The organism is Microbulbifer regidiadema (SeqCode) (assembly GCF_052466995.1).
Genome location: NZ_CP174297.1, coordinates 500,121 through 524,646, shown reverse-complemented (window position 1 = coordinate 524,646; position 24,526 = coordinate 500,121). Strand labels below are relative to the sequence as shown.

General features: G+C 45.5%; 22 protein-coding genes. 6 read left to right on the top strand and 16 right to left on the bottom strand.

Annotation, left to right across the window (positions count from 1 at the left end):
- Positions 1-21 precede the first annotated feature (21 nt).
- Positions 22-432, bottom strand: a complete 411-nt coding sequence (locus tag ACJJIK_RS02230; protein WP_444944062.1) for a hypothetical protein — start codon at positions 430-432, stop codon at positions 22-24.
- Between the two features lie 234 nt (positions 433-666).
- Between ACJJIK_RS02230 and ACJJIK_RS02225 the strand changes: the two genes are divergently transcribed.
- From ACJJIK_RS02225 to tnpC, 3 genes are all read left to right on the top strand, one after another.
- Positions 667-1,569, top strand: coding sequence for a site-specific integrase (locus tag ACJJIK_RS02225; RefSeq protein ID WP_444944061.1), 903 nt, complete (start codon positions 667-669; stop codon positions 1,567-1,569).
- A complete protein-coding gene (locus tag ACJJIK_RS02220; RefSeq protein WP_444944060.1) occupies positions 1,569-2,615 on the top strand; it encodes an IS91 family transposase in 1,047 nt (348 codons plus the stop codon). Before ACJJIK_RS02225 ends, ACJJIK_RS02220 begins: the two co-directional genes overlap by 1 nt.
- Positions 2,616-2,926: 311 nt before the next feature.
- The gene (tnpC, locus tag ACJJIK_RS02215; RefSeq protein WP_444944059.1) at positions 2,927-4,387 is read left to right on the top strand and encodes an IS66 family transposase; all 1,461 of its coding nucleotides are present in this window, start codon (positions 2,927-2,929) and stop codon (positions 4,385-4,387) included.
- Between the two features lie 140 nt (positions 4,388-4,527).
- On the opposite strand, the gene ACJJIK_RS02210 is transcribed toward tnpC, so the two are convergent.
- The 14 genes from ACJJIK_RS02210 to ACJJIK_RS02145 all read right to left on the bottom strand — a co-directional run bounded on the left by ACJJIK_RS02210 (position 4,528) and on the right by ACJJIK_RS02145 (position 16,889).
- Entirely contained in the window at positions 4,528-5,271 is a 744-nt protein-coding gene (locus tag ACJJIK_RS02210; RefSeq protein ID WP_444944058.1) for a hypothetical protein, read from the bottom strand.
- 948 nt (positions 5,272-6,219) lie between these two features.
- On the bottom strand, positions 6,220-6,576 hold the full coding sequence (locus tag ACJJIK_RS02205; RefSeq protein WP_444896929.1) for an energy transducer TonB: 357 nt from the start codon (positions 6,574-6,576) through the stop codon (positions 6,220-6,222).
- 63 nt (positions 6,577-6,639) lie between these two features.
- Positions 6,640-7,038 carry a hypothetical protein gene (locus ACJJIK_RS02200; protein ID WP_444944057.1) on the bottom strand — a complete coding sequence of 133 codons (399 nt, stop codon included), beginning with the start codon at positions 7,036-7,038 and terminating at the stop codon, positions 6,640-6,642.
- A gap of 84 nt (positions 7,039-7,122) precedes the next feature.
- A complete protein-coding gene (locus tag ACJJIK_RS02195; RefSeq protein ID WP_444944056.1) occupies positions 7,123-8,331 on the bottom strand; it encodes an IS91 family transposase in 1,209 nt (402 codons plus the stop codon).
- A gap of 130 nt (positions 8,332-8,461) precedes the next feature.
- Positions 8,462-8,884, bottom strand: coding sequence for a hypothetical protein (locus tag ACJJIK_RS02190; protein ID WP_444944055.1), 423 nt, complete (start codon positions 8,882-8,884; stop codon positions 8,462-8,464).
- A 462-nt stretch (positions 8,885-9,346) separates the two neighbouring features.
- Positions 9,347-9,592, bottom strand: coding sequence for a hypothetical protein (locus tag ACJJIK_RS02185; protein WP_444896931.1), 246 nt, complete (start codon positions 9,590-9,592; stop codon positions 9,347-9,349).
- A 402-nt stretch (positions 9,593-9,994) separates the two neighbouring features.
- On the bottom strand, positions 9,995-10,474 hold the full coding sequence (locus ACJJIK_RS02180; protein ID WP_444942768.1) for a hypothetical protein: 480 nt from the start codon (positions 10,472-10,474) through the stop codon (positions 9,995-9,997).
- A gap of 118 nt (positions 10,475-10,592) precedes the next feature.
- Positions 10,593-10,865 (bottom strand): hypothetical protein, encoded by a 273-nt coding sequence (locus ACJJIK_RS02175; RefSeq protein WP_444944054.1) that lies wholly within the window; start codon positions 10,863-10,865, stop codon positions 10,593-10,595.
- Between the two features lie 414 nt (positions 10,866-11,279).
- Positions 11,280-12,506 (bottom strand): hypothetical protein, encoded by a 1,227-nt coding sequence (locus ACJJIK_RS02170; protein WP_282933772.1) that lies wholly within the window; start codon positions 12,504-12,506, stop codon positions 11,280-11,282.
- Positions 12,507-12,600: 94 nt separating this feature from the next.
- Complete coding sequence (locus ACJJIK_RS02165; protein WP_444944053.1) at positions 12,601-12,996, bottom strand: hypothetical protein; 396 nt, start codon at positions 12,994-12,996, stop codon at positions 12,601-12,603.
- Positions 12,997-13,123: 127 nt separating this feature from the next.
- Complete coding sequence (locus ACJJIK_RS02160; protein WP_444944052.1) at positions 13,124-13,642, bottom strand: hypothetical protein; 519 nt, start codon at positions 13,640-13,642, stop codon at positions 13,124-13,126.
- Positions 13,643-13,935: 293 nt separating this feature from the next.
- Positions 13,936-14,256, bottom strand: a complete 321-nt coding sequence (locus ACJJIK_RS02155) for a hypothetical protein (protein ID WP_444909960.1) — start codon at positions 14,254-14,256, stop codon at positions 13,936-13,938.
- A 102-nt stretch (positions 14,257-14,358) separates the two neighbouring features.
- A complete protein-coding gene (locus tag ACJJIK_RS02150) occupies positions 14,359-15,222 on the bottom strand; it encodes an abortive infection family protein (protein WP_444944051.1) in 864 nt (287 codons plus the stop codon).
- 1,262 nt (positions 15,223-16,484) lie between these two features.
- Positions 16,485-16,889: a secondary thiamine-phosphate synthase enzyme YjbQ gene (locus ACJJIK_RS02145; protein ID WP_444944050.1), complete on the bottom strand. Its 405-nt coding sequence runs from the start codon at positions 16,887-16,889 to the stop codon at positions 16,485-16,487.
- A gap of 53 nt (positions 16,890-16,942) precedes the next feature.
- On the opposite strand from ACJJIK_RS02145, the gene trmA reads away from it, so the two are divergent.
- The 3 genes from trmA (at position 16,943) to ACJJIK_RS02130 (ending at position 23,137) form a co-directional block, all read left to right on the top strand.
- The gene (gene trmA, locus ACJJIK_RS02140) at positions 16,943-18,034 is read left to right on the top strand and encodes a tRNA (uridine(54)-C5)-methyltransferase TrmA (protein ID WP_444944049.1); all 1,092 of its coding nucleotides are present in this window, start codon (positions 16,943-16,945) and stop codon (positions 18,032-18,034) included.
- Positions 18,035-20,131: 2,097 nt separating this feature from the next.
- Positions 20,132-21,859: a S8 family peptidase gene (locus tag ACJJIK_RS02135; protein ID WP_444944048.1), complete on the top strand. Its 1,728-nt coding sequence runs from the start codon at positions 20,132-20,134 to the stop codon at positions 21,857-21,859.
- A gap of 291 nt (positions 21,860-22,150) precedes the next feature.
- Positions 22,151-23,137 carry a transposase gene (locus ACJJIK_RS02130; protein WP_444944047.1) on the top strand — a complete coding sequence of 329 codons (987 nt, stop codon included), beginning with the start codon at positions 22,151-22,153 and terminating at the stop codon, positions 23,135-23,137.
- A 208-nt stretch (positions 23,138-23,345) separates the two neighbouring features.
- Here the strand turns inward: ACJJIK_RS02130 and ACJJIK_RS02125 are convergent, their stop codons facing one another.
- Positions 23,346-24,137, bottom strand: coding sequence for a hypothetical protein (locus tag ACJJIK_RS02125; RefSeq protein WP_444944046.1), 792 nt, complete (start codon positions 24,135-24,137; stop codon positions 23,346-23,348).
- Positions 24,138-24,526 lie beyond the last annotated feature (389 nt).

The following is a 24,526-nucleotide window of genomic DNA, read 5'->3' as shown; positions in this document are numbered from 1 at the left end:
CATACAGTAACTTATTATACATTAGATAGATAAGAATAAAAAAACATCCTCATCAGAATTCTGGAGAAATTCTTTGAGCGAAGATATATATTTTCTTGCCATTTCAGTTGACATTCCCCCACGGAACTCATCAATTTTGACCCATTCATTCGAAGCACTTTCTATTTCCTGAGCTGAACAGGATGCTATTTTGTTTTTTAGTGCGACCGGAAAGTTTAGTAGAAAAGCTTCTCCTTCTGGTGGCACTGCTGGCTGGAAGCCTGAAGAAAGCTCTTTGCATGTACCAACTCCCAATATCTCACCCAACTTAGACAGAGGAACGGAGTCGATGTTCTTTGCTCTAAACCATATACCACACTCAGCCTGATCTTCACAGTAAAGAACCTCTTCGGGTTCATTACCATCGAGAAATACAATATCTGAAATAGGCAAGAAAACCTCCTTTAGCAGTAAATCTTTGAATTAGGCATGAAATCTAGATCACCAGCCTATGCTGTGAAATTTTTTAAAGTGCAATAATGAACAAAGCGAAGACCTATTAAAAGAGCCCGCAGTATAGGTCTGGCGCATCGTCTAGTTGAACGAAGCCGCTTCGCGGCATAATAAACGCCTCACAAGCTAAGCTCTTTTCAGTCCAATTCGGACTGAAGATTAAAGGAGCTTATCATGACACCTAAAGAGCAGCGCCGTTTCAACAGCCTTTATCAGCGCCATCTACGCACCCTAAAACTGCAAGGGCTCAGCGAGAGAACTATTAACGCTTACGCGCGAGCTGTGCGACGCTTGTCTGGGCATTTTAATGCCTGCCCCGATAAAATCTCAACCGATAAACTCGAACAATATTTTTCTGAGCTAGTGGACTCCCACTCTTGGAGCACCGTTAAGGTTGATCGCAATGGCCTACAGTTCTTCTGGAAGCATATCCTCAAGCGCAAGTGGCAGTGGCTGGATATCGTCAAAGCATCCAAAATTCAGTCGTTACCCGATATTCTCACGCCACAGGAGATTACGCAACTTATCGGGGCGGCACGTAAACTGCGCTATCGTGTTTTTATTCTCACAACTTATTCCATGGGCTTGCGATTAAATGAAACACTGGCTCTTGAAGTTGGGGATATTGATGCAGGGCGCAAGCAAGTACATATCCGCCGAGGTAAAGGCCATAAGGATCGCCGCGTCCCACTTCCAGATCTGACCTACTGTGCTCTACGCTCGCTATGGTATCGTCACCGACACCCCCGTTTGCTGTTTCCTTGCGTTTCCAGCAATATGTCACTGGTACATCGGGCCAAGACAACAATGAGCAGAAGCAGTACTAAGCTGGCTGTAAGGACGCTCTTGCAAGAGTGTGGAATTAAAAAAATATCCGTGCATTCCCTGCGCCACAGCTTTGCAACCCACTTACTTGAGCGCGGCCTAAACCTACGCCAGATTCAGGTCCTACTGGGACATGCCAGCCCTACAACCACTGCTCGTTACGTTCACCTTACTGAGTCTATTGAGCAAGATACTGCTGCCACTATTAATACTTTGATCAACAGCCTATCTGTTAACCTGAGGAGGCTGTAATGCGCCTTGCCTCCGTGATCGAACATTATGAAAGTGCTCTACTGCAAAAGTATGGTGCCCGTCTACTACCGGAGCAGCGCCGAGCCATAGCGGCTATTCGTCACTGCCGTACCAATATGGCTGGTGAAGTACTGTGGCAGTGCGGGGCCTGCTCTTACTCTCTACTGAATCCACGCTCCTGCGGACATCGCAATTGCCCCCAATGTCAGAACCATGAGGCCAGTCAGTGGTTAGATCGACAGAGCCGCAAGCTACTACCGGTAGAATACTTTATGGTGACTTTTACCCTGCCAGCAGAGCTGCGGGCATTAGCCTTGCACCATCAAAAAGTTGTTTATTCACAATTAATGACCACCTCTGCACAAACGTTAAAGAGCTTTTCTCTCAATGACAAAAAGCTCAATGGAGAAATCGGATTAACAAGTGTTCTTCATACTCACACCCGGCGGCTGGACTATCACCCGCATTGCCATATTATCGTTTCCGGGGGAGCAGTAAATCGGGTTAAACGTCAATGGAGAAAGTCCAAAGGCAAATATTGGTTCAATGGTATCGCCCTCGCTAAAGTCTTTCGTGCCCGAATGCTTGAAGCCTTGCAAGCAGCGGGATTGCAGGTCCCCCACTCACCAGAAAAGTGGATTGTACAGTGTCAGTCTGTTGGTAGCGGGCAATCCGCACTTAAGTATCTATCCAAATACCTCTACCGTAGAGTGATTAGTGAGAAGCAAATACTGAATGACCAAAACGGAAAGGTAACCTTCCGTTATATTGAAAGTAAAAGCGGGGAAAGTAAAATCCGGACACTGCCAGGCGCTGATTTTTTATGGCAGCTACTACAGCATGTACTCCCGAAGGGCTTTCGGCGAGTACGTGATTACGGCTTTCTGCATAGTAATGCCAAACGATTATTGCAGCTTGTACAGCTGACCCTCAAAGTTGTTCTTGAAACGCTCAAACCAAGAAGTCGACCGTCAATGCGTTGCCCTAAGTGCAGTGCCCCCATGCAGTTTGTACAAGTCTTTAGCCCGGGCTGGCTCTCGGGCTGATGAGCAATCTCTTAGTAAAATATTACCACTTACCAACAAGGAGGGAATAAGAGTTCAGTAGAAAACACTACATCCATTGGCACCAGAGAAGCCAAGGCTGGCGATCGTCTTTAAAAAATTGGTAACTATTCAGCGAGCTTTTCGGGAAAATTAGCACAACTCCCCCGCCAGCCACCGCCAAACAAGCTGAGCAAGTCTGCCATAAACCAGCACGCCTCAGGAAATCTCCCGCCTAGCCCGGCAAGAAAAAAACAGCTACAGGTCATACAGCAAAGATGAATTGTGCGATAATACTGCCATATTACTAAGGTATGCTGTTGCCCATGACAAATTCAGTTGACATTAATCAGGCTGTAAAAGAAGCTGAGGAATTGCTAGCGAATGATGCCAGCGCTTCCCCCGCACTAAAAGCGTCTGTAAAAATGCTGCTGATTGTTGTCAAGATGCTCTCGGATCGTTTGGGTTTAAATAGCCTCAATAGTAACAAACCGCCCGCTAGCGATCCCAATCGAGAGAAAAGGCCACAGACAAAAAGCAATAAACCTCGTGGTGGCCAACCTGGACATCCAGGTAAAAATCTCGAACCTGTGGAAGATCCTGATAAAGTCTGCTTCATCAAGCTTGATCGCCGGACTTTGCCGAAAGGCACCTACACAGATGGCGGTTATGAATCTCGTCAGGTATTTGATATTCGAATATCACGAAGCGTTACAGAATATCGGGCGCAGGTTTTAATTGATGAAAGCGGCCGAAGATTTGTGGCAGACTTTCCCCAAAAGGTCACGCGTTCAACGCAGTATGGCGCCAGCGTCAAAGCTAATGCGGTTTACATGTCGATATTTCAGCTGATCCCCTACGAGCGAGTGGAGACACACTTTTCTGAACTGTTTGATACCCCCATCAGTGCTGGCAGTGTTTATAACTTCAATCTGGAAGCCTTTGAGCGCTTGGCGTTGTTTGAGCAAACAGCTAAAGCTGTGCTGCGCCAGGAAAAAACCTTGCATGTTGATGAAACCAGTATCAATGTAAATGGCAGCCGTCTGTGGTTGCACAACGCTTCCAGTGCCTCCTGGACATTGATTGCTCCACATGCAAAACGCGGCAATGAAGCTGTAGAAGAAATGGACATACTGCCTCACTATAAAGGCGTTTTAGTTCATGATCATTGGAAGCCTTACTACCGTTATACAATGTGTCTGCACGCTCTTTGTAATGCTCACCATCAGCGTGAACTAACCAGGGCTTTTGAGCAGGATGGACAGGAATGGGCCAGAAAAATGGCGCTACTGTTGCAGCAAATCAACACAGCAGTCAAGCAATCAGATGGCCGCCTAACAGAAGAGGAATGCCGAAATTGGCGTAGACAATATAGAAGCCTATTAAAAAAAGCTGAGCTGGAGTGCCCGCCACCAGAAATTAACAAATCACAACAAAAAAAGCGTGGCAGATTAGCTCGAAGCAAATCTCGGAACCTCTTGGAACGTCTACAAAAATACGAACAAGATGTTTTACGCTTTATGGAAAATCCGGAAGCGCCTTATACCAATAATCAGGGTGAAAGAGATATTCGCATGGCCAAGGTGCAGCAAAAAATATCAGGTTGCTTTAGGTCTATGGCTGGAGCTGAGATTTTTTGTCGTATCCGTAGCTATTTGTCCACTTGTAGAAAGCATGGTGTTGGCGTGGGGGAAGCCCTTGAAAGCCTATTTTCAGGCGAGTGGCCAGAATTTCTTCAAAAGAAAATGACAACACTCAAAATATCCGCTGAATAGTTACAAAAATTGAACGATAAGAAACTCCAAAATATTCCAAACTCCCAAAAAGATATTTTCTTATAAAGAGCGAGCCGGGCGCTACGGGCTTGTCCAACAACTGGATAAGATCGCGGCTACGCGCGATCTATCCTTATTCGTTAAGCATAGCGCTCCGATATTTGCTGAAGAGCTGAAATTAGCTCCGGTGCTGTACTTCTAACGAAATCTACTTGAGCTGGTGACACTTCTTCTCCATGAATCGCCGGAGAACAAACAGAGTAGACTTCTCTTATTGCATGACCGATGTTCGGGTCTATAAGCTCATTTTTAATTAGGGTGCCAACTAAACGATGAATTGGCTCAGGCCGCTTTCTTTGTTCTTCACTCAGGAAGCCATATATGGAGCGTAATTCTTTCTCAATTGAGTATCGCGCTTTGAAAAGGATATCAATGTCGGGGGTATCTGGATTGACAAAGAATTGAGATAAACTTTGGTTTGGGGCAGAAAAACCCTGCATTGCTGATTCAATTGCACTTTTTACCTGCTCCTCAATATTATGTAATTGTGAGTCAGGTGGTGGTGGGTAACCAAAAGAGAACTGCGGACTCATTGTCTGATTGTTGTCTGTGGTTACCTTTATCTCGTTTCTTATAGATGCGATTTCTTCAGAGACATGCTCCTTAACCTCATCTATCTGTTTCTTAAACTTTAGCCCAAACAACTCCATTTCATTGAAAAATGGGGCCAGGCATAAAGCAACCCATATGGTTAGAACTAATGCGTCAAACCATTGTGCTTCAGCTTTTTGCAGCTCTGGATATCGATCAACCAAGTAAAAGCCTATGCAGAATACAAGCACGGTCCACCAAAAGCTTTTAAAGTTGTTTGTTAAGAAATCCATACTTCCTTCTTATGTTGCTGTAGTGGTAGGACAGCCGGTTACCCGACTGCCCCCACGCAGATCCGGACGTGCGGAATTACCGCATCCGGCTCCTCAGTTATATTATTTACCGCGCAGCTAAATCCTATCAAAGCTATTCACTCCTCCCATCTTCGCCTTTTCACCCAATGACTGAAGTGCATAAACTCAGATTCAACTGAATGTAATGCTTCCACTTTTGTTTTCATACAATATCCAGCCCTACATGTCCGGTGTATGTATCGACTGCAAGCTCAATATAACTGCCAGCCCCTTCGCCCTGTAGACGGCTTTCCCGCCCTCCGACTACTATGAGCTGGTCCGACTCCCAAGACACCATCGTTCGTCTCGCTTATTCAGCTACACTACCCTACCCATTCCTTTGGGAGTTACCTTGGGTCTCACAAGTTCTCATTACATCTCTGTATGCATGCCACGGCTTAAGAACTCCGCTAGGTCTCCACAATCTTGCCATTCAGGTAGCGAAAACAAATTCACTCCTGAGTCGATTGCTTTGTATGGACTTCGACCGCGTTACAAGCCTCGTCACCTAGAATTTGCATTTCGAAGCGATACCAGCACTTCAGGAGCGCGCACTCCCTGTGGCCTACATATTTCTCTGTCTACGCTTCACGTTGATTGTTCGCTCGTGCATCCTGCCTCTCAAATACTCCTAATTTAAAGCTCCGCACAACGCGCAAGACTCGATACTGGTGAGTGGCTAACTCTTACCAGGCTGGGACTTTCACCCAGCAAGATGCAACAAGCTTCGCTTGTCGCACTAACGCCGCCAGCAGGGGCAGCTTACCTTGTGCGCGTTTTGCGCAAAAATGGGAGCGCAGTGACCTGCGCAAAAAGTGCACAAGGTAAGCTGTCTCGCAGAGGGCCCAAAGGCCCGGAGCATCCTGCCTGGCTTTGTTAAATTTCGGACTACCTGGAGATCCAAAACTCAATTAGAGCTTTGGTTTTATTATCTGGGGTCAGAGAGCCAGGCTTGTATACCCATTTATTTACGGCACTTAGTGCAGCTTGATTGAATCCAGATTCGGGACTCGCATCTATTACTTTTGATGAAATCACCTTTCCTTGATCAGAGACTGTTACTTCCATTAGAACCCACCCTTCCACACCACGGCTGAGAAGGTCCTTAGGGTAGTATGGATTGACTTTAATTAACGGCTTATGAGTAATTTGTTGATTCGGAGCCGCAATAGGCGCAGGAATAATAGGATTGGACTTGCAACCAGCCAAAACCATAACAAATAGGAAAAATACTAAATATCTCATTGCAACTCCTAGAAATTTAACGCTTTTAGCACCAGCGCCGCAGGCGTCGGGTGCCTAAACTTGTTATACGGCTCCTGCGCTAGCTGCCTGGATCGGGCTCACAAGATCTGAGGGATCTTCATAGAAAATTACTTCTTGCAGGTCTGAATCAGTTTCAATTTTTACAACCCATCTAGCACCCATAAAGGCTATTTTCCACCAAAAACCTAATTTTTCTACTTTTACAGACTTGATGCTCTCGAGTGGAATGTCGATTCTTATTTCTTTTTCAAACATTGCCGCTGGGCAATCATTTGGGCTATAAGACCAATGAACGATCGATTCTCTATCTACATACAATGCACCTGGCCTCGAGCGAAAACATAGACCGTAATAAGCTCTGCTCGTACCAAAGCTGACATCTTCCGGAATATTTCGCTCTTCTTTCCATTGCCTAAATTTTTCTTTGCTCATTAATTTCAATGAAATTACTCCTTCACTTCATAGACGTATAACGCTAAGATAACCTGCACTGCAGGCGGCAAAAAAAATGACTTGGCATTGAGTTTAGGCCGAACTAAAGAGGCCCATTCCTGCAGTGTCTGGTTCATCGCCGTGTTGTACATTCCCGCCGGCACTATCTTGCCGAGCCGCCCCCTTTATAAAGGAAATTCCTTTTTTCGCCTTAGACCACATCCTGCCACTCAGTTTTGTGGGCTCGTGGCACTGACCACACTCTACCACCAGATCTTGGATTTGCAATCCAGCCGGGAGTGGTTGATCTTTCATTAAACCCACGAGATTGCTACATAGGTCATGCTTTTTCTTATTGCATCCAGCATATAATCCATAACCCCGTACCATATGCTTACCTATCGGGGGTATATGCTGCAAAACACGTCTTAAGAGCTCCTGAGGCTTTAACCGAAGTTGCTTACGTCGCTGGTCGCGGTGATCAAAATAACGAAACTCCACCCCCTTATGATCCACATTTAATATCTGCTTTGGCTTCAGCGGGCCACCTTTGATATAGCGTGAAAAATACAGCAGAACACCTCGACCATGCTCATATCGTTCCTGAATACGAACCGACCATTCTTTGCGATAGCAAGCTTTAAAGAGAATATCAAATTGGCCAGTTGACCAACTGGGAGGGAACTTGAGTAACCCGGCACGATACTGCTCTAATAAAAGCGCTTGGAACTTCCCTCTATAAAGACTCTTAACCACTCTCACAGGTAATAAATATTTACCTGTTTCTTTCCAACTTTCTCTTAAAGTCAAACCGCCAGCGGTTATCAGGCAGTGTATATGTGGATGTAAAGTTAACTGCCTCCCCCAAGTATGCAGAGCCATAAGCACCCCGGGGGTTACGCCGTGATAGTCCTTACTCGCCATCAATTCAAATAGCGTTTCTTTACTTGATAAAAAGAGTATATCTGTAAGCCTTTCTTCGTTGTATTGCCATAATTGCAGATACTCATGAGGAATAGTAAAGACCACATGAAAATGCTCCGTATCAAATAATTTACGACGCTGCTGATCAACCCACTGCAGCTGTTTTCGACCTGAACAGAGAGGACAGCTTCTGTGTCTGCAAGAATGATACTGTTCAGTTACATGGTTGTGCTTACAGCGATAATAACTGCTTCCCATCGCTTTTGTACGGCACTCCTGAATCGATGAGATAGCTTTCAAATTTTTTAGTGGTTGCGCAGTTTTAGATAAATAACCACTGTACGCAGAAAATATATTTTGCAATACCCGGTTATGCATTCTCTAAAACTCCTCTTATAATTTAAAAGTGGCACCACTCCCGCGCAGCGGGTTTGTGCAACGCCGCAAGCAAAGGCGAGCGCTTGCGCGAGTCCAGTAGCACGAAGTGCTACGATTTTGGCTTGCTTTGTTAGGCATTTTTACGGCCTTTAGTTAAATTTTGAAGAACCCATTTTGCCATGTTTTCGTCTTCTGGAAGCTCAAACTCTGCCTTTGGTAATATAGCCCCGTGATAATCTTCTATATCTTCAATGTCATTGTCCGTAATTTTAATGGACCAGTACCTATCAAATACGTTTTCCGAAATCAGCGATGCTTGGTAGATTTTCGAAATAAATGCAGCACCACCCCACTCATTCTTTATTTCAACTTGATGGGCATACTTTATTGCTACCAAATTGTTTTTTCTGTGAGATTCTTCGTTATGAGTATTATATCCAGATCTATAAATAGTGACTCTTGAAAGCTCTTCACGTAGGTAAGCGTCATCTGCGATATCTAATAATGCAGGTCGCGCATTTACCAAATAATACTCTGTAACACAAAATGACACAGATATCTCCCTTGATGCCTAACGCCGCCAACACGGGCCGAAATAGAGCAGCGAAGCTGCGGAATGTAGGTCCAGCCAGCTTTGCTGGCGAGCGTGCTTGGCTTTGTTATGGCTTTTAGCTAGAAGCATCCTCGAACCTTGGCTTGTATATGCGGGCGTGTTTGTTGATTTTTTTGAAGCACTTAATGTGACAGAAGAAACGCTGGAGATCTAGCTTGTCCGTGGGTTGATCAATGTTAGCGATAAGATCGACTGCACATGGATCTAGACCTCCTTGATTATCGATGTGCTCACCACATAGAAAGCATTGATATCCTTTATCGTCACTCATAGATATTTATTCTTTAGGGCCATAACGTTTAAAATAAATAGCATAAATAGATTGACTATACTGCGCGAAGCGCCAGCCAAGCTATTTATGTCCAAGCCCACTTGTGGGCAATTTTGATTTTGTTTGCTAGGTTACTTTAAACCTACAAAATAATTCCTATAGCAATAATGTAAAACATAGGCGGATACACAGGCGGGAACCGCAATAGAACTTAGCAGCTTGACCGCAAGACCTGTAGATGGAGTTAATAAAAATAGATTAACTAGCACACCCAGCCCTATTGCAAATAAAATTAACAATAAAGCAACACCAAACAATACAACTTTGCGCTCTACATCTGACTCACGCTTTTCAAACTCTTTGACGGCACTTTTCATTGATTCTCCTTAGTAACATAACGCCCGGCCTAAGTTTTATACACAAGTGAACCAGTGAAAATTACTACTCTGATAAGCTCTACAAGAGTATTGAGAGCTTCAACTCTATCTACTACAGGCAAGATCAGATACCTAAGTAGAGAGGGATACTGGTGATTGTTTAATCAATATGCGCTCTACTCCAGGGAAAGCGCTAGATTTAGCGTAAAACTCAAGCGCTTTTGGTCTTATAGACGGTTAAATTTCATTCATTCCAGTCGGGAAATTAGGCTATTTCTCTGTATGAGACTTTGAATAGGATTCAAATATGTGTATAAAACACAGCGCCCGGCTCTGCGGCTGGTAAAAGTGGAGGCGAAGCCGGAGCTTTTGCCAGTCCGACAGCAGCCGCTTGTTAGAAATTTACTCCGCCGAAACCTTTGCACTCAACTCACCTATTATTTCGCTGTACGGCTGATCAGATAGCTTCAACACTAAATCTTTAGCGATACACTCAAAAGTACTGTCATGGAAGAATATGATAAAGTGCCTAAAATCAGCATAGCTTGTATTTGGAAACGAATAGTTATTGAGATTTTCTAATTCTTTTACCCATTCCGAATTTTTCACTACGCAAATATCGTAACCAAAGTCTTTATACTTTGGGATACCCATAGCTGCCTCATCATTAGGGTAACCAAACTTACTGATTAGACAACCTTGAAATTCCACTATGGCGGTACCAGCATCGGCTGTGTAGAAGCCACCGTATGGACTTGGCTTATCGGTATCCTTCTGTGCATTGAAAGTAAGATAAGAACTGTATTCCGATTGCAGTAAAACAGCTCCAGAAACTGCCGCCTCTGGCCTTACGCCCAACTTTAATTCTTCAATACTCTCCATGACTACCTTTGATTTCTAACGCCGCGATGTGCGGCCGTAGTGTAGCTGCGAAGCAGCGAAACGGAGGTCCAGCCCCAGCTTACTGGGGCGACGCACCATTGCCTTGTTATACCATGCGCTAAAACTGTACATTCTTACTTTGAAAGAAAGATACGATATTTTTAGCCAGCTCAGTGTGATCGAAAGGCCCACCTCCACCAACAAGAACGACTTCCCCTTTCTCTTCGTAAGCCTTAGCTAAAGACCTTATCTCTGACTGCACATCATCAGACATCACGTCGTAGATACTCAGATCATCCTTTTCAATCATCTCATGGCTAGCCAATAGAGCGATTACTATAGGAGGCGCTTCATTATCAATTAGCCTTTCAAGGCTATCACTTAATTTCAACATCAATCTAGGAAGGCCTCATTTGGTTTGTATAACGCCGCTAGCAAGGGCAGCCGAAGCAACGCGTAGGCTGTCCAGCCCAGCCCCGGAGGGGTTGGGCGAGCTTGACTAGCCTGGTTATGGCTGACGCGCACTGAACCACCTACTTGCTCTCTACCAGCCAACTTTGGCTGGCCACTGCCCGATAAATTTAAAGGGAAAAATACCATACTTTCCCAACCGGTTAACTATCTGATTGGCACTCCATGATGGCGTAGCTGGCTTGCAGGGCTTGCTGACTTAAAACGATGGCACTGGAGCGAAACTGCGGTACCAAATTTCAGGAAAAATCTCAGAAAAAAGTGCTCAGATAGAGATTGATGCTTGCAGCAGCTACAGAACATCTAAAAATCGACCGCCACAATAACGCCGCATTCAGCGGCTTGTCCGCTGTAATGCTTTGTTAAACGCTTTACCGGCTAAATCTATCAACTTAGATGAGTTCGTTTTGATATTTTTTATAGTGGTGAATAAGGTTTTTCTATAAATAGATTCCTCTCTACCCCCAAACAACTCTCTGCTTGAATTTGAAACCTTGATGCCGATTAGTATTGAAAATACAAAAACAAGAATAACCCATCGCTTATTTTCTTTAGTAGATTTTCCATTAATTTTATTCTTAATCTCTTTAAATTTACTCCACTCTCTTGTGATAGTCGGCATTATAGCCTCTATAGAAAGTGCATACTTTGTATAAGGATTCACATCGCCTTTAAGTAAGCCGGGATGCCTGTTCAGATCAACACTTAATGAACTGCAATAGGCTGATGTTTTACAATTATTAGTATTGTATCGCTCGATTTCAGCCTTCAAGTTAACAGCACTGATATTCTGGTTTCTGGATAATGATAATATCTCATCAATATTTGGAGCCGAGGTAAGAGTGACCTCTACATCGTTCATGTTTCTATAGCGATCAATGTAATTTTTAGATTCTTCTGACCACAAACATAGATCCTGGTATTCTTTTTTCAGATTACCGGCACATCCGTTGTTTAGGCGTCTTAACTCGTTATCCAGTCTTGAAAGTGATGTATAAAGATTACTTTTTGCTTGTGAAAGCTCATTAGATGGGCCGACTGTGCTTTGATCGCTTACATAAAAAACAATTGCTGACACACCAAAAAGGTACCAAATATGGTCAAAGAAGCTTTTAAAACTCTTGCCTGCTCGGAATGCATGAAGAGTAATTGTTGCTATCGACCAGCTAAGCACGACTACAGTAATAGAGTTTATTAGAGCCCCTTCAGGCAAGCCCATTTGATCTGGACCACCTGATCCAATGGTAAACCTCTCTGGAACTACTGGTTCAACCGTATACACCCCAAAGCTATGCAATATGCATGGAGATAGCCAGGCCGCAAAGAGCGCAAGTGCAAACCTACTAGATAGTGCTACGGAGGAAATTACATTAACTAGGCATAGGAGCAATAGAAATAAAAAATAACCTCCTGAAATAATGTTTATTGTGCCCGGCAAATCAATATATGGGCCACTCCATATACTAGTTATTCCCAATGCCTGAAGGTTCTGTAATAAAGCGTAAGAGCCTGTCAAAGCAATGAAGTAAATGGGGGATAAGAAATCTAAGATTGCTTCCATAATTATCGTTTAACGCCTCAATAACCGGCAGCTGGAACGAAGCGAAGCGTAGAGTAAGCTGTCCGGCGCCGTAGGCGCGAAGTTGATTGAATTGTTATATTTTTGCACGCAGCTCACCACTAAAAGAAACCACCGCACCAACCACCACTTCAAGTGAAATTTCTAATTCTACGTGTATGCTACCAACCTCACTGATAGCACATACAATATCTCCCTCAGAATCGATAGATTCTACTACCCCACATATCTCAGTGCCATTTTTACTTGGTAGTTGACGAATATAATGGGAAGCAAATTCTGACTGCTGGCTTATCTCATTAACGAAACAAATCGACACTGGCAGTGAAATAAGATCGCCAACAATAAAAGGCCTTTCCTCAGGGTTACTTACACTTAATTGTGAAACATCCTGGATGCTACAGCCACTCAGGGTCAGAAATGTTTCGTAAGTACCAATTTTTACATTTTCAATACGTGCTTCGATATTCATAGGGAAATATAACGCCGTTGACACAGGCCGGAGTATGTAGCACAGCTTTTGCGTGTTTTTGCAAAAGGTGTGACGCTTACGGAGGTCCAGCCCGAAGGGCGATTGTGCTCAACCTTGTTATACGCTGCTAAGCCCATACAAACCATCCGATGACTACACCTAGGATTAAACACCCAAACCCTACTTTTACGGCCATGTTACGTTCGGCCCGATCTTCCAGTATTGCACCTTGTATATATAGGTTTAAGGCTTTGTTGGCTACTTCAGACCCCGGAAACTCCTTGTAAAAATCAAGCAGAGACTTCTGCACTTTTGGCACCCACGATGATGGGTGATCATCGTCAGGGCTGTAATCAAGAGCAGTTAGAATGGATGGGGCCTGAGTTTTTGCAAGCTCTCCAACTTCCTTAGCCTTGTCGTAATACTTAGATACATCCATATTTAAATTTTCGTATAACGCCGCTAGCAAGGGCAGCCGAAGCAACGCGTAGGCTGTCCAGCCCAGCCCCGAAGGGGTTGGGCGAGCTTGCCTAGCCTGGTTATGGTTGGCGCGCTCGGGACCGACTACCAGCACTTTGCCAGCCATAGTTTGGCTGGCCGCTGCCCAATATTTACGAGGAAAGAATACCGCACTTTCCCTAACCAATTCCTATCTTACTGGCACTCTACGAAATTGCACCGGACTGCCTCTTTTTACAACACCCGAGCGAACACTCTAGGAGCGAAACTGCTTGAATAGCAATCAGAAAAATTGCTCAACACCGGATGCTATTTAGTAGCACTAAACCTTCAGTTACCACGGAAAATCAATAAAACCGACCGCCACAATAACGCTAAGCTAACCGGCAGCGAGTGCGAAGCACGCTTTTGGCTGTCCGACTCCGGCCGCTTGCGGCCGGAGTGTAGTTGAGCGCCTTGTTAAGCCTGGCACGAAGCTCGCTATTCACCATGAAACTGTTCCCACGCTTCAGATTCAAGATCACCACAATCTGATACTAAATTTCCAGACTCGTCATATACCTTAAATCTATGTTGAGTACCGCCTATGCTTCCAGAGCCATCAAGCCCCAATAGCAAGGAATAGAAGGTATCAGTAAGAACACCATCTAGGACTGATACCATCAGCTTCTGCTGGTTTGGATTTAGCTCCATATTCTTGATTATGGAAGCCACCTCAGTTTCTTCACTGCCGGAGGTATAAAGTTTCAGGAGATCTTCTTTCTCGATCTTCCAGCGTTTTACAAACTCTTTGGCATCCATACTTTTTCTCTGAGGGCTTAACGCCGCGCTCAGCCGGGGCTAACTTTGTGCGCTTTATGCGCGAAAATGGGAGCGAAGCGACCGCGCATAAAGTGCGCAAAGTTAGACGTCGGCCTGCAGCGCATTGTTAGCATTGTACGCTCCGCGCCTCTCATCCCATGTTTCTAGCACAAATAGCGCAATTGTGTGAGCTGAATGAACTGCCAAGCGAGCATGACGCGGCTTTACGTTATATAGTTTTCTTCCCTGACCATGCGCGGAACTCGCATGTGTTCGGAACGCCCCGATTCCATCCACAACAGACAGGATGCCAGATAAAATTTTCTTTAAGTCATCATCTTGTACGAGGTTTGGATCAAATCCTAGGTCACCACGCACCACCTTCCATACATTTTGTAAATCTTGCTTATTTGGTGCGGGCAGGCCTTCATCCGAAATGTAGGTTTTAAATATTGACTCTAGAATATTGCAAGCGGCGGAAACTGCCTCTCTGGGCTCGGAATTTACATTTGCTAATGCGCGAGTAAATTCTGCATCAATAGCAGGAATATCTCTTCCTTCAATAAGTTGGGCCAATGATCTGCTAGGTGCAGATCGTCCATCTGAAATATAGCCGCCTGAGATATAAGTTAGATTACACCGCGATAAAATAGACTCGAGCTTATCTTTGAATGCGTTCTTCGGATCAAGACTAGGTAGAGGTGAGCCAAACAAAACTACTGGTTCCTGAGGGTCAGGAATTTCCATATGGCTTTCAATTAGCTTCCCAAGTACAGCCAGCGGATCGCCAGACTCTTTATTAATTCTCCGCAACCAAGATTGCGTTTTGACAGATTTCGAACCTTCAGGAGGTTCTCCTGGAGCATCGGCGTGAAGAAACAAGTTATCCAAGCTGGCATGAGTCTCTAGATCCGGCAAGTGCTCTGACAACACAGCAATAATAGGTGCTGGTATTTCTTTTCTCATCTAAAGTCCGATCCTGATTCGAATGCTAACGCCGCTAGCAAGGGCAGCCGAAGCAACGCGTAGGCTGTCCAGCCCAGCCCCGAAGGGGTTGGGCGAGCTTGCCTAGCCTGGTTATGGTTGGCGCGCTCGGGACCGACTACCAGCACTTTGCCAGCCATAGTTTGGCTGGCCGCTGCCCAATATTTACGAGGAAAGAATACCGCACTTTCCCCAACCAATTCCTATTTTACTGGCACTCCACGAAATTGCAGCGGGCTGCCCACCTCTACCACACTTGAGCAAATACCCTAGGAACGAAACTGCTTGCATAGCAACCAGTAAAAAGGGCTCAATACCGGCTGCAATTTAGTGGCACTAAAGCTTCAGTTACTACGAAAAATCAATGAAGCCGACCGCCACAATAACATTTATATAGTGGTCATCATGACTACTATTATCCTGATTACTATCTCAGAATCAATTTTTCCGCCAAAGCCAAAATATTACTTTAAAATCATAAAGTTAAGCCCACCTGGCTCGATCGTACAAAATACAAAAATGATCACTTTGACTACTATCCTGCTTTTTATATCAACCTGCAACTCTTTGATTTGAAAGTTATTTTTCTATACTCCTTCGCGGTTACATAAATAACGGTCAGGATGACCAAAAATCCATAAGCTAGCGCTCACAAACCTTTGCGGGGCTGTTAGGGGTTCGAGGCTAGTGTGACCAGGGTCTAATAGGGAAAGAAGGAAGGATTTGGCTGGCAGCCCCAAAATTAATGCTTGATAACGAGGGCCAAACTATACCCAAGGAGCTGCCTTTTCAGCTGAGCTGCCACTCAGAACTTTGTACCTACTCCTCTGCACTCCCAAGGGAATATTTTCGCACCAAACTTCTATCTACCTTGAGAAAGATACGCCATTTATACGACATTGATACTTAAATCAGCCCCTCTTTTTGGAGGGCCTTCATGAACCAATAATTTAGCTATCTTCTCCCAAGAATAGGGGAAATCTGCTGCTGAACTCTGATACAAAAAGAGCAAGACTTAACTATCCAGCACCTAACCTTGCGAGGCATAATCTTAAACACCCGCAAGCTCACCGCTCCACTGACGCTTTGCATCCCACACAGGCATAAAACGCGCCCAAACCGTAAAGCAAGACAAACCCAGGTTGCCGGAAGGAATCGCCAGGCCATTGATCTACCAGCGCTGCCAGAGGCAGATGTAACGATCCCATTGCAGCGGCTATAGGCGGCCAATACCCCGCTATACTTCAGATATGTAGGATAACGTGCCGGCTACCGTGGTGATAGCGGTGCTCCCACAGATAGACCCCCTGCCAAGTACCCAGCATTAGGCGCCCTTTTTGCACCGGGATGGACAAGCTGGTCGCGGTGAGGCTGGATTTGATATGGGCTGGCATATCGTCCGGCCCCTCCAGAGTGTGGGTGTAAAGGGGGTCATTTTCCGGTACCAGCCGGTTGAGCCAGCTCTCCAGATCGCGGCGGGCACTGGGGTCGGCATTCTCCTGGATCAATAGACTCGCGGAGGTGTGCTGTATAAAAAGTGTACACAAGCCCTCATCGGGGGCCTGCTCGCTGACCCAGTCAGCTACACTGCCGGTAAACTCGTGAAGCCCCTGCCCATGAACCGGAATTTTTATCTCACCTATTGCCATACACTTTCCTATATAATTCGCGCCCGCTTTTTGTACTGACACCGCATTGTAATATGGCACTGTACCGCGTTAACACTGACGACTACCCACAACAGCTTCAAAACAAGGCCGAGCGCCTGCGAGAGGCTTATAGCAAGTTCACTGACTTGGAGCCGGAGCTCTTTCCCTCTCCGCCCATCCACTACCGACTGCGCGCCGAGTTCAAGGTGTGGCATGAGGGAGGTGTAGCCAATTACGCCATGTACCGCCAGGGTGAGTACAAAAAGCCCTTTATCATCGATGAGTTTACCGTCGGCTCCGAGCTGATGAACCAGCTGATGCCGAAGGTGCTGGCTGCTGTCAATAATAGCGAAGTCCTGCGCAAGCGCCTGTTCTCCGCCGAGTTTCTCACCACGCTAAGTGGCGATGCGTTGATTACACTGATCTACCACAAGAAGCTGGATGAAGCCTGGGAGCAGGAGGCCAAAGCCCTGCAAACACAGCTGGGATTCCCGATTCTAGGCCGCTCGCGCAAGCAGAAAGTGGTTTTAGAGCGAGATTTCGTTACCGAAAAGCTGGATATCGACGGGAAGACCTACCAGTACAAGCAGGTAGAGGGCAGCTTTACCCAGCCCAACGGAGAGATCTGCCGCTCCATGATCCAGTGGGCGAGGAGTGCCTGTGGTGATAGCGATAGCGACCTGCTGGAACTCTACTGCGGCAATGGCAACTTCACCATCCCGCTCAGCGAGAAGTTCCGCAAGGTCCTGGCCACTGAAATCTCCAAAGTGTCAGTAAATTCGGCCCAGGAGAATATTGCCAACAATCAGATCACCAATCTGGATATTGTGCGCCTATCCAGTGAAGAGTTCACCCAGGCTATCGACAAAGTGCGTCCGTTCCGCCGACTTGCGGATATAGACCTGGATAGTTACGACTTCTCCACAGTCTTAGTCGACCCTCCCCGAGCAGGGCTAGATGAAGACACCTGTACGATGGTCGCCCGCTTCCCGAGAATCCTGTATATCTCCTGCAACCCAGAGACCCAGCTGGAAAACCTGGAGTCACTGACTAAAACCCATCGTATTGAGCGCTTCGCTCTGTTCGACCAGTTCCCCTATACAGACCATACTGAAACTGGGTTATTGTTGGTGAAGAAGTCATAGTTTCAATTATTCCTGTACCCCACCCCGGCATGCCGATAATTCGGCATGCCGGGTGCTTGTAAATGAGCCGCTCTCCACTAAGCGAACCTGCGATCCAAATTAAGGGCCCCACAGCCCCGACAGTGTTTTATAAAAGTTTCCGCTATCCCCAAGGGCTCCTGGCAGCAAAAACAGCATCCCTCTCTCATAGTCAAATGATTAGCAAAATTTTTGCTGTAGAGCATGGGCAACTTAAGTTCCCTTCTCAGCGCTTTTACTAAACTTGCAGTAATACGCCCCTCAGGAAAATCCCCCGTAATTTTTTGAATGTTCGACAGGGCCTTAGCAGTAAGCTCCCAAACTTCACCACAGTGGTCACAGGAAATTACCATGTCCCAATTTACTCCGCCTTTCCAAAGATACAATTATTTTAGTCCCAAAGGCTGAAGTATTTTTTTCATCTGCTTAAAGGAAAGGCGATAAAGCAGTGAAGGGAACAGTCTTTCCTGCCACCACAGCAGCTTAAGCTTTGCTGGCACAACCAAGATTTCTTTGTTCTTGGCAATCTGAAACAAAACTTTTCTGAAAAAACATCAGAACCTGCATTCAAATCTGAACTGCAATCTTCCAATACACGGCCGAGTCTTTTCTAAGCGGAAACACATATAAATAAAGACACGAAAACAAGCATATTGGATTTTATTAGGTTTGTTTTCATATCAAAGCTGCGTGAAATTGGTAGATATTTATCGATATTTTGGCCGCAATTGAGCAAACCTGAACAGATTAAAGAACGAAAAGACCAAGAGAACCAAGAATTTTCTAAAAGACCTATTCTCTTAAAGGGAAACGATAGCGTGATATAAAAGCAAGTAAAGTCAGGAATAAATACCCCCAAATCTCTATCCGTTCACTGTAAAGAGATTTATTTGCGCATCAAACAGAAACAGGGAATTAGCACCTGAATTGGTACACCGATCAAGGGGCCACTTCACTGCATATTTTCTTGTGACCAATACTTCTGCTAACAACCGCAAGATGAAATGATGGAATAGGACATTAAACCGCTCTTTACGCTATGCTTTTGTGCGTGCGTGTAGATACTCCAACCCCGAAGATCCTACGGCTATGCTCTAAGTCGCAGTCAGGTCCGGCATAGAACGCCATTTCCTATGATTAGCCCCCTTCGCTCCACCGACCCCGCCATGCGGCACTTTCTTAGTTAGCACTTTGTTCACCGGGTTCAACGCCTCTATGGATCTATCTGACTTCCTGAAGGCGTAAATGCCCACTCTTTGCCTAGCTGGTTTCACCAGACCCAAACCGTGCAGGATGGGCACGAATCATCCGCAGGGTCTCCCGAGTTCCACTCAAAGGACACCTGTACACGCATCCGGCCAACAGGCCCCGGAGATCGATGTGGGTACTCACAACCCCTGCTGCCCTCCCCCGTCAACACTTAATCCTAGCCATTACCGAATAACGCCCATAACTCGGGACCTCAGCTACTTGCTAGGCCGTACCCGATATAGGGCTTTCACCTCCAACCTTTTACCGATTTATCTCCACGCACTGGGTGTTCAGAGTTTACCCCTCCCGTTAATTGCTTTACTGGCTTCACCGATCAACCCATACCGGACACACACAAAGAGTACAATGAGAGTATTGAAATCATATTAAGAACGAGTTGCAGAATGGTAAATTCAATAATTATTAATTTGAAATTCCAAAAATCTGACTTCTCAAAAAAAAATAGTCGCAAAAAACTCAATCCGTTACAGATAAAACTATTTCAAAGTTAAAAAACATAGACACTCCTTGAAAAACAAACCTGCCCACAAAAAAAATAACAACTTGATTTTCATCAGTTTTTAAAGAATTTGACGCAACTTACCACCCTATACTTACAAACAGCATGAGGACAATTATTTTTAAATCGTTTTTATTGTGTGGCAGATTGAAAATATAGTGCTAGCTTTCTCTAAGTGGCTGGCAAACACTTAGTCATTATTAGTCCCGCAACTATCCCATCATTTTGCCAACACAGACCAACTTGGGAGCTTCTGACTTATCAGCCTTTGACTGCCAGTTGAATAAATACAATTTCGGAGAAAAACCATGAGAAAGCCAATACTCAACTATGCATTACGCAAAACTACGTTAGTCAGCTTACTTTCGATCTTGTGCACAGCATCTTTTTTATCCCACGCAGAAGAGGAAGCTAGCTCAATAACAACTGATCGCATCATCATAAAATATAAAGACAACGCCAAGGTCGGTCGGGCGGCCACTATGGCGAAAGAAACCGTAGATAAAGCTTCTCGCAGAGTCGGCCATAAATTGCAACATTTACGCCGCACAGCGAGCGGGGCTCAGGTAATGCGCCTGGAGGAACGCAAAAGCAAAGCGGAATTAGATCAAATTCTCAGCCGTATAAAACAGGACCCGGATGTAGCATACGCAGAGCCAGATCTGATCATGCGTGCCATGGCCACACCCAATGACACCAGCTATCTCAATCAATGGCACTATTACGAATCTACCGGCGGCATAAACTTGCCAGCAGCCTGGGATATCACCCAGGGTGAGGGAGCAGTCATTGCAGTACTCGATACCGGCTACCGCCCCCACCCTGATTTGATAGACAACCTGTTACCTGGCTACGACATGATTTGGGACACTTTTGTCTCAGTAGATGGCGATGGCCGAGACAGCGACGCCACAGATCCCGGCGACTGGTATACCGATAAAGCCTGTGGTGATGACCCAGATATCCCCTCGGAAAGTGACAGCAGCTGGCACGGCACTCATGTAGCCGGCACCATCGCCGGAGTCACCAACAATAATATGGGCATTGCTGGTGTCGCTTACAAAGCTAAAATCGTCCCTGTTCGGGTGCTTGGCCGTTGCGGCGGCTACAGCTCAGATATTGCTGACGGAATAATCTGGGGCGCAGGAGGCACAGTAGATGGCCTTCCAACCAACCCCTATCCGGCCCAAGTCATAAACATGAGCCTAGGTGGTTACGGCAGCTGCGGCGCCACCTACCAAAATGCCATCGATACCGCTCGGAACCTTGGAGCAACCGTGGTTGTTGCAGCAGGCAATAGTAGCAGTAATGCAAGGTTATATTCACCCGCAAGCTGCGATGGTGTTGTCACCATTGCAGCAACGAGTCGCAGTGGTGGTCGCTCCTATTATTCCAACTACGGTAATGTGGTGGATGTCGCCGCGCCAGGCGGTGCCCAGAGTTACTACGACGACCCCAATGGCATCCTATCCACTCACAACAGCGGGGCTACAGACCCGGAGAGTGATAGCTACTTTTACAGCCAGGGCACCAGCATGGCTGCACCCCATGTAGCTGGAGTGGCAGCCCTACTCTACTCAGCGGACCCTAGCCTCACCCCAGATGAAGTCGAAACTATTCTTACCGACTCCGCCCGTAGTTTTCCCTCATCATGTAGTGGTTGCGGCGCGGGTATTGTTGATGCCGCAGCGGCTGTCGCTATGGCCAATGGTGGCGGGGGCGGAAGTGAGCCCGGTACCGGGTGGGTAGAAAGCAACCTATCCGGCAGCGCTGGAAACTGGCAAAGTTTCACTATTGATGTGGAAGCAGGGGCATCCGCTTTAAACATTCAGATGTCTGGCGGCACAGGGGATGCCGACCTCTATGTACGCTACGGTTCCTCCCCAACTTCTCGCCAATTTGATTGTCGCCCCTACCTTTGGGGCAATGATGAAGAGTGCACTTTTAGCAGTCCAGCTTCAGGCACCTGGTATATCAGAGTCTACGGCTATGAATCCTATAGTGGCGTAACCCTGGAAGCAGAAACTACGCCTTAACGTTGCTCGCAGCGATCAACACAAAGAAACCGGCAAATGCCGGTTTCTTTGTGTGAAAAGTCAGGCCGAAACTAAGCCGATTCCGCGCGCCTCCAATAGCAACAACAATAACTTATGGCTGGAGCGCACCCAGCCTTTACAAGCTGCCTAGCAACTAAACACGCCCGCCTATTCTGCGCCTATTCTGGATGGACACCCACCAAAATCGGCGCTTCAACCCACAGAGATATTGACATTGCAGAAACTGCGGGATACAAAGACTGTATAAATATACACGTAGCATTCAAATCGATGCCCCTACCCCGCAGCGCGCAAGTCTCACTAGACACTACGCCTTACTATCACTGCGTCTCCCGCTGTGTTAGGCGAGCGTTTCTGTGTGGTAAAGATAAGGAATCTGGCAATAACTATGAGCATCGCCGCGAGTGGATTGAGTCCAAAATGCACGACCTGGCTTCAATCTTTGCTCTTGATATCGCCGCCTATGCTGTAATGAGCAACCACTACCATATCGTGCTTTATATCGATAAAGAAAAAGCGCTGAATTGGCCTGATAGCGAAGTTATTCTCCGCTGGCAAAAACTGTTCAAAGCTTCCAACTTATCCCTACGCTATCTTCAAGGGGACAGCCTCGATCAAAGTGAAATGAGAAAACTAAAGGAAGTCATCGCTCTATGGAGAGACCGCTTGATGGATCTGAGCTGGTTTATGCGCTGTTTGAATGAGTCTATCGCTCGTCAAGCCAATGTCGAAGACTGTTGTACAGGCCGTTTCTGGGAAGGCCGCTTCAAGTCCCAGGCTTTACTGGATGAAAAAGCGCTTGCCGCCTGCATGGCTTATGTTGATCTCAATCCTATCCGGGCCAATATGGCAAAAGCGCCTGAAGATTCCAGTCATACCTCGATTCAACGGCGTATTCGTGCAGCAATCACAGGCGAGCAGCCCAAAGAGCTACTGCCACTGGTAGGCGGTGAGCGCCTGAATATGCCTAAAGGCTTGCCCTTTCAATTGGATCACTATTTGCAGCTTGTGGACTGGAGTGGCCGACATTTAGATCCCAGAAAACGGGGTTGTATTGCCGAGAAGACGCCTCCCATCCTAGAGCGGCTTGGTATCCCGCCCAAGCATTGGCTATATTTAAACCGCAATTTTGAAAGTCGCTTTAAAGGCTTGGTGGGTTCAGTAGAAGCAGTGCAACAAGCCTGTAACCAACTTAATAAACGCTGGGTACACGGAATAAACGACTGCCGCCACTTCCTCTCAGCTGGCCCCTGTTAATCTAGCCCTACTCCAAATCCTCTGCCTATCGCGTGCTGATTTTTATTCTAAAGCAAACTTTTTCGGATCTTGAAAAGAGAATTCCCAGTGTTTCTCACCTCTTGCGTCTAGATCAGAGGTAATGCCACTCCAGAATTTACACTTGTCATATAACTGATATCTCTTTCCAGTCTATGGGTGTCCGGCATCATAATTGTTTCAAATTTATCTAGAAAATATTTTGCTTGGCAATTTCATACCATGGAAATAACACCTTATTTTCGCTCATCTTATTTTCGCTCATCTCGGAAATATCCTGGTATATGAGGTGGATAACACCGTCTTTAAGTTTACCGATCACAGTTGCACGCCGCATATCAGCACTATATTTAGGTGATTTATCCCGGAATATTTTTAACCTTGATCCAGGACGTCTGTTAGCATCTGACTGTTTTCTTATTATAGATCCATAGTGAGTAACTTTACCATACTGATTAACCTCATTAGGGCGCACCTGGGCCTCAGCCCAGCCATTTAAGGTTTTGAAATTGCGCCCACTTAATGGACAAAGTAAATCACAACCTTTTGGATAGCGTTTTTGTATTTCGCGCTTAACGGCGAGCTCGGCATAACTCCCATTAATATGAAATATTTCACACTCTTCTTTACTAAACCCAACTATACAACCAGATAAAGTTGCTGTTATAAACCAATAATCTTCGTTCCCATTCAGTTTATGAGTTGTGAATTCACCTTCACTCCAAGGTAGCCAGTGAACTTTTTTTGTTTTATATGATTTATTAGTAGTTACTATCCTATATTTCTTTTTCTCGTCATAATCCTCAATAGTAACAGAAAGCAATCCAGCTTTAGTTTTGAGCCCATTGATATCAACGGTGTAGGCTCTGGTTTCTGGACGATGTCGATCATAATCCAACCAACTCCCATTGGGAGGGGGGCAATCACGAAAATCTAAGTTCCTATCGAGCATACAAAACACGCTCTCCAACTCATCCCACATATATCGCTCCTTTAATCATATATTTTAGCCTCAGGAGTTAAATACCAAACCAACTATCAATAATGTATATTTGCTGCACTTTTCTTAAATCTCTTTAAATTTTACTCAAAAATCTAAAGACTTTATACTCCAGCATAGAATACTCAGCCACCTCTAGATCAAAACTTCCAGAATTAATAATCCCCACCAAACAATAAATATAAAGTGCATGCTTACTGAAAACACATACAGAATATATTGCAGGGTATAAACATTCGCTATTCTAGCCAACTACAATAGCTCTTCCAACATATACCACCTAGAACGGTAATATTTTCATTGTTTTATTCCCTTAAGGCCGCCTCACCAAAACCCCTTAAAAACCCTCCATTAACTATTAAAGAGAAAAC

Coding starts and splice junctions, on each gene's coding strand:
- ACJJIK_RS02220 (WP_444944060.1), top strand. CDS start 1,569: ATGCGCCTTGCCTCCGTGATCGAACATTATGAAAGTGCTCTACTGCAA.
- ACJJIK_RS02125 (WP_444944046.1), bottom strand. CDS start 24,137: ATGTGGGATGAGTTGGAGAGCGTGTTTTGTATGCTCGATAGGAACTTA.
- ACJJIK_RS02225 (WP_444944061.1), top strand. CDS start 667: ATGACACCTAAAGAGCAGCGCCGTTTCAACAGCCTTTATCAGCGCCAT.
- ACJJIK_RS02195 (WP_444944056.1), bottom strand. CDS start 8,331: ATGCATAACCGGGTATTGCAAAATATATTTTCTGCGTACAGTGGTTAT.
- ACJJIK_RS02205 (WP_444896929.1), bottom strand. CDS start 6,576: ATGAGATATTTAGTATTTTTCCTATTTGTTATGGTTTTGGCTGGTTGC.
- tnpC (WP_444944059.1), top strand. CDS start 2,927: ATGCTGTTGCCCATGACAAATTCAGTTGACATTAATCAGGCTGTAAAA.
- ACJJIK_RS02150 (WP_444944051.1), bottom strand. CDS start 15,222: ATGAGAAAAGAAATACCAGCACCTATTATTGCTGTGTTGTCAGAGCAC.
- ACJJIK_RS02210 (WP_444944058.1), bottom strand. CDS start 5,271: ATGGATTTCTTAACAAACAACTTTAAAAGCTTTTGGTGGACCGTGCTT.
- ACJJIK_RS02165 (WP_444944053.1), bottom strand. CDS start 12,996: ATGAATATCGAAGCACGTATTGAAAATGTAAAAATTGGTACTTACGAA.
- trmA (WP_444944049.1), top strand. CDS start 16,943: ATGGCACTGTACCGCGTTAACACTGACGACTACCCACAACAGCTTCAA.
- ACJJIK_RS02170 (WP_282933772.1), bottom strand. CDS start 12,506: ATGGAAGCAATCTTAGATTTCTTATCCCCCATTTACTTCATTGCTTTG.
- ACJJIK_RS02130 (WP_444944047.1), top strand. CDS start 22,151: ATGCCCCTACCCCGCAGCGCGCAAGTCTCACTAGACACTACGCCTTAC.
- ACJJIK_RS02135 (WP_444944048.1), top strand. CDS start 20,132: ATGAGAAAGCCAATACTCAACTATGCATTACGCAAAACTACGTTAGTC.
- ACJJIK_RS02185 (WP_444896931.1), bottom strand. CDS start 9,592: ATGAAAAGTGCCGTCAAAGAGTTTGAAAAGCGTGAGTCAGATGTAGAG.
- ACJJIK_RS02180 (WP_444942768.1), bottom strand. CDS start 10,474: ATGGAGAGTATTGAAGAATTAAAGTTGGGCGTAAGGCCAGAGGCGGCA.
- ACJJIK_RS02145 (WP_444944050.1), bottom strand. CDS start 16,889: ATGGCAATAGGTGAGATAAAAATTCCGGTTCATGGGCAGGGGCTTCAC.
- ACJJIK_RS02155 (WP_444909960.1), bottom strand. CDS start 14,256: ATGGATGCCAAAGAGTTTGTAAAACGCTGGAAGATCGAGAAAGAAGAT.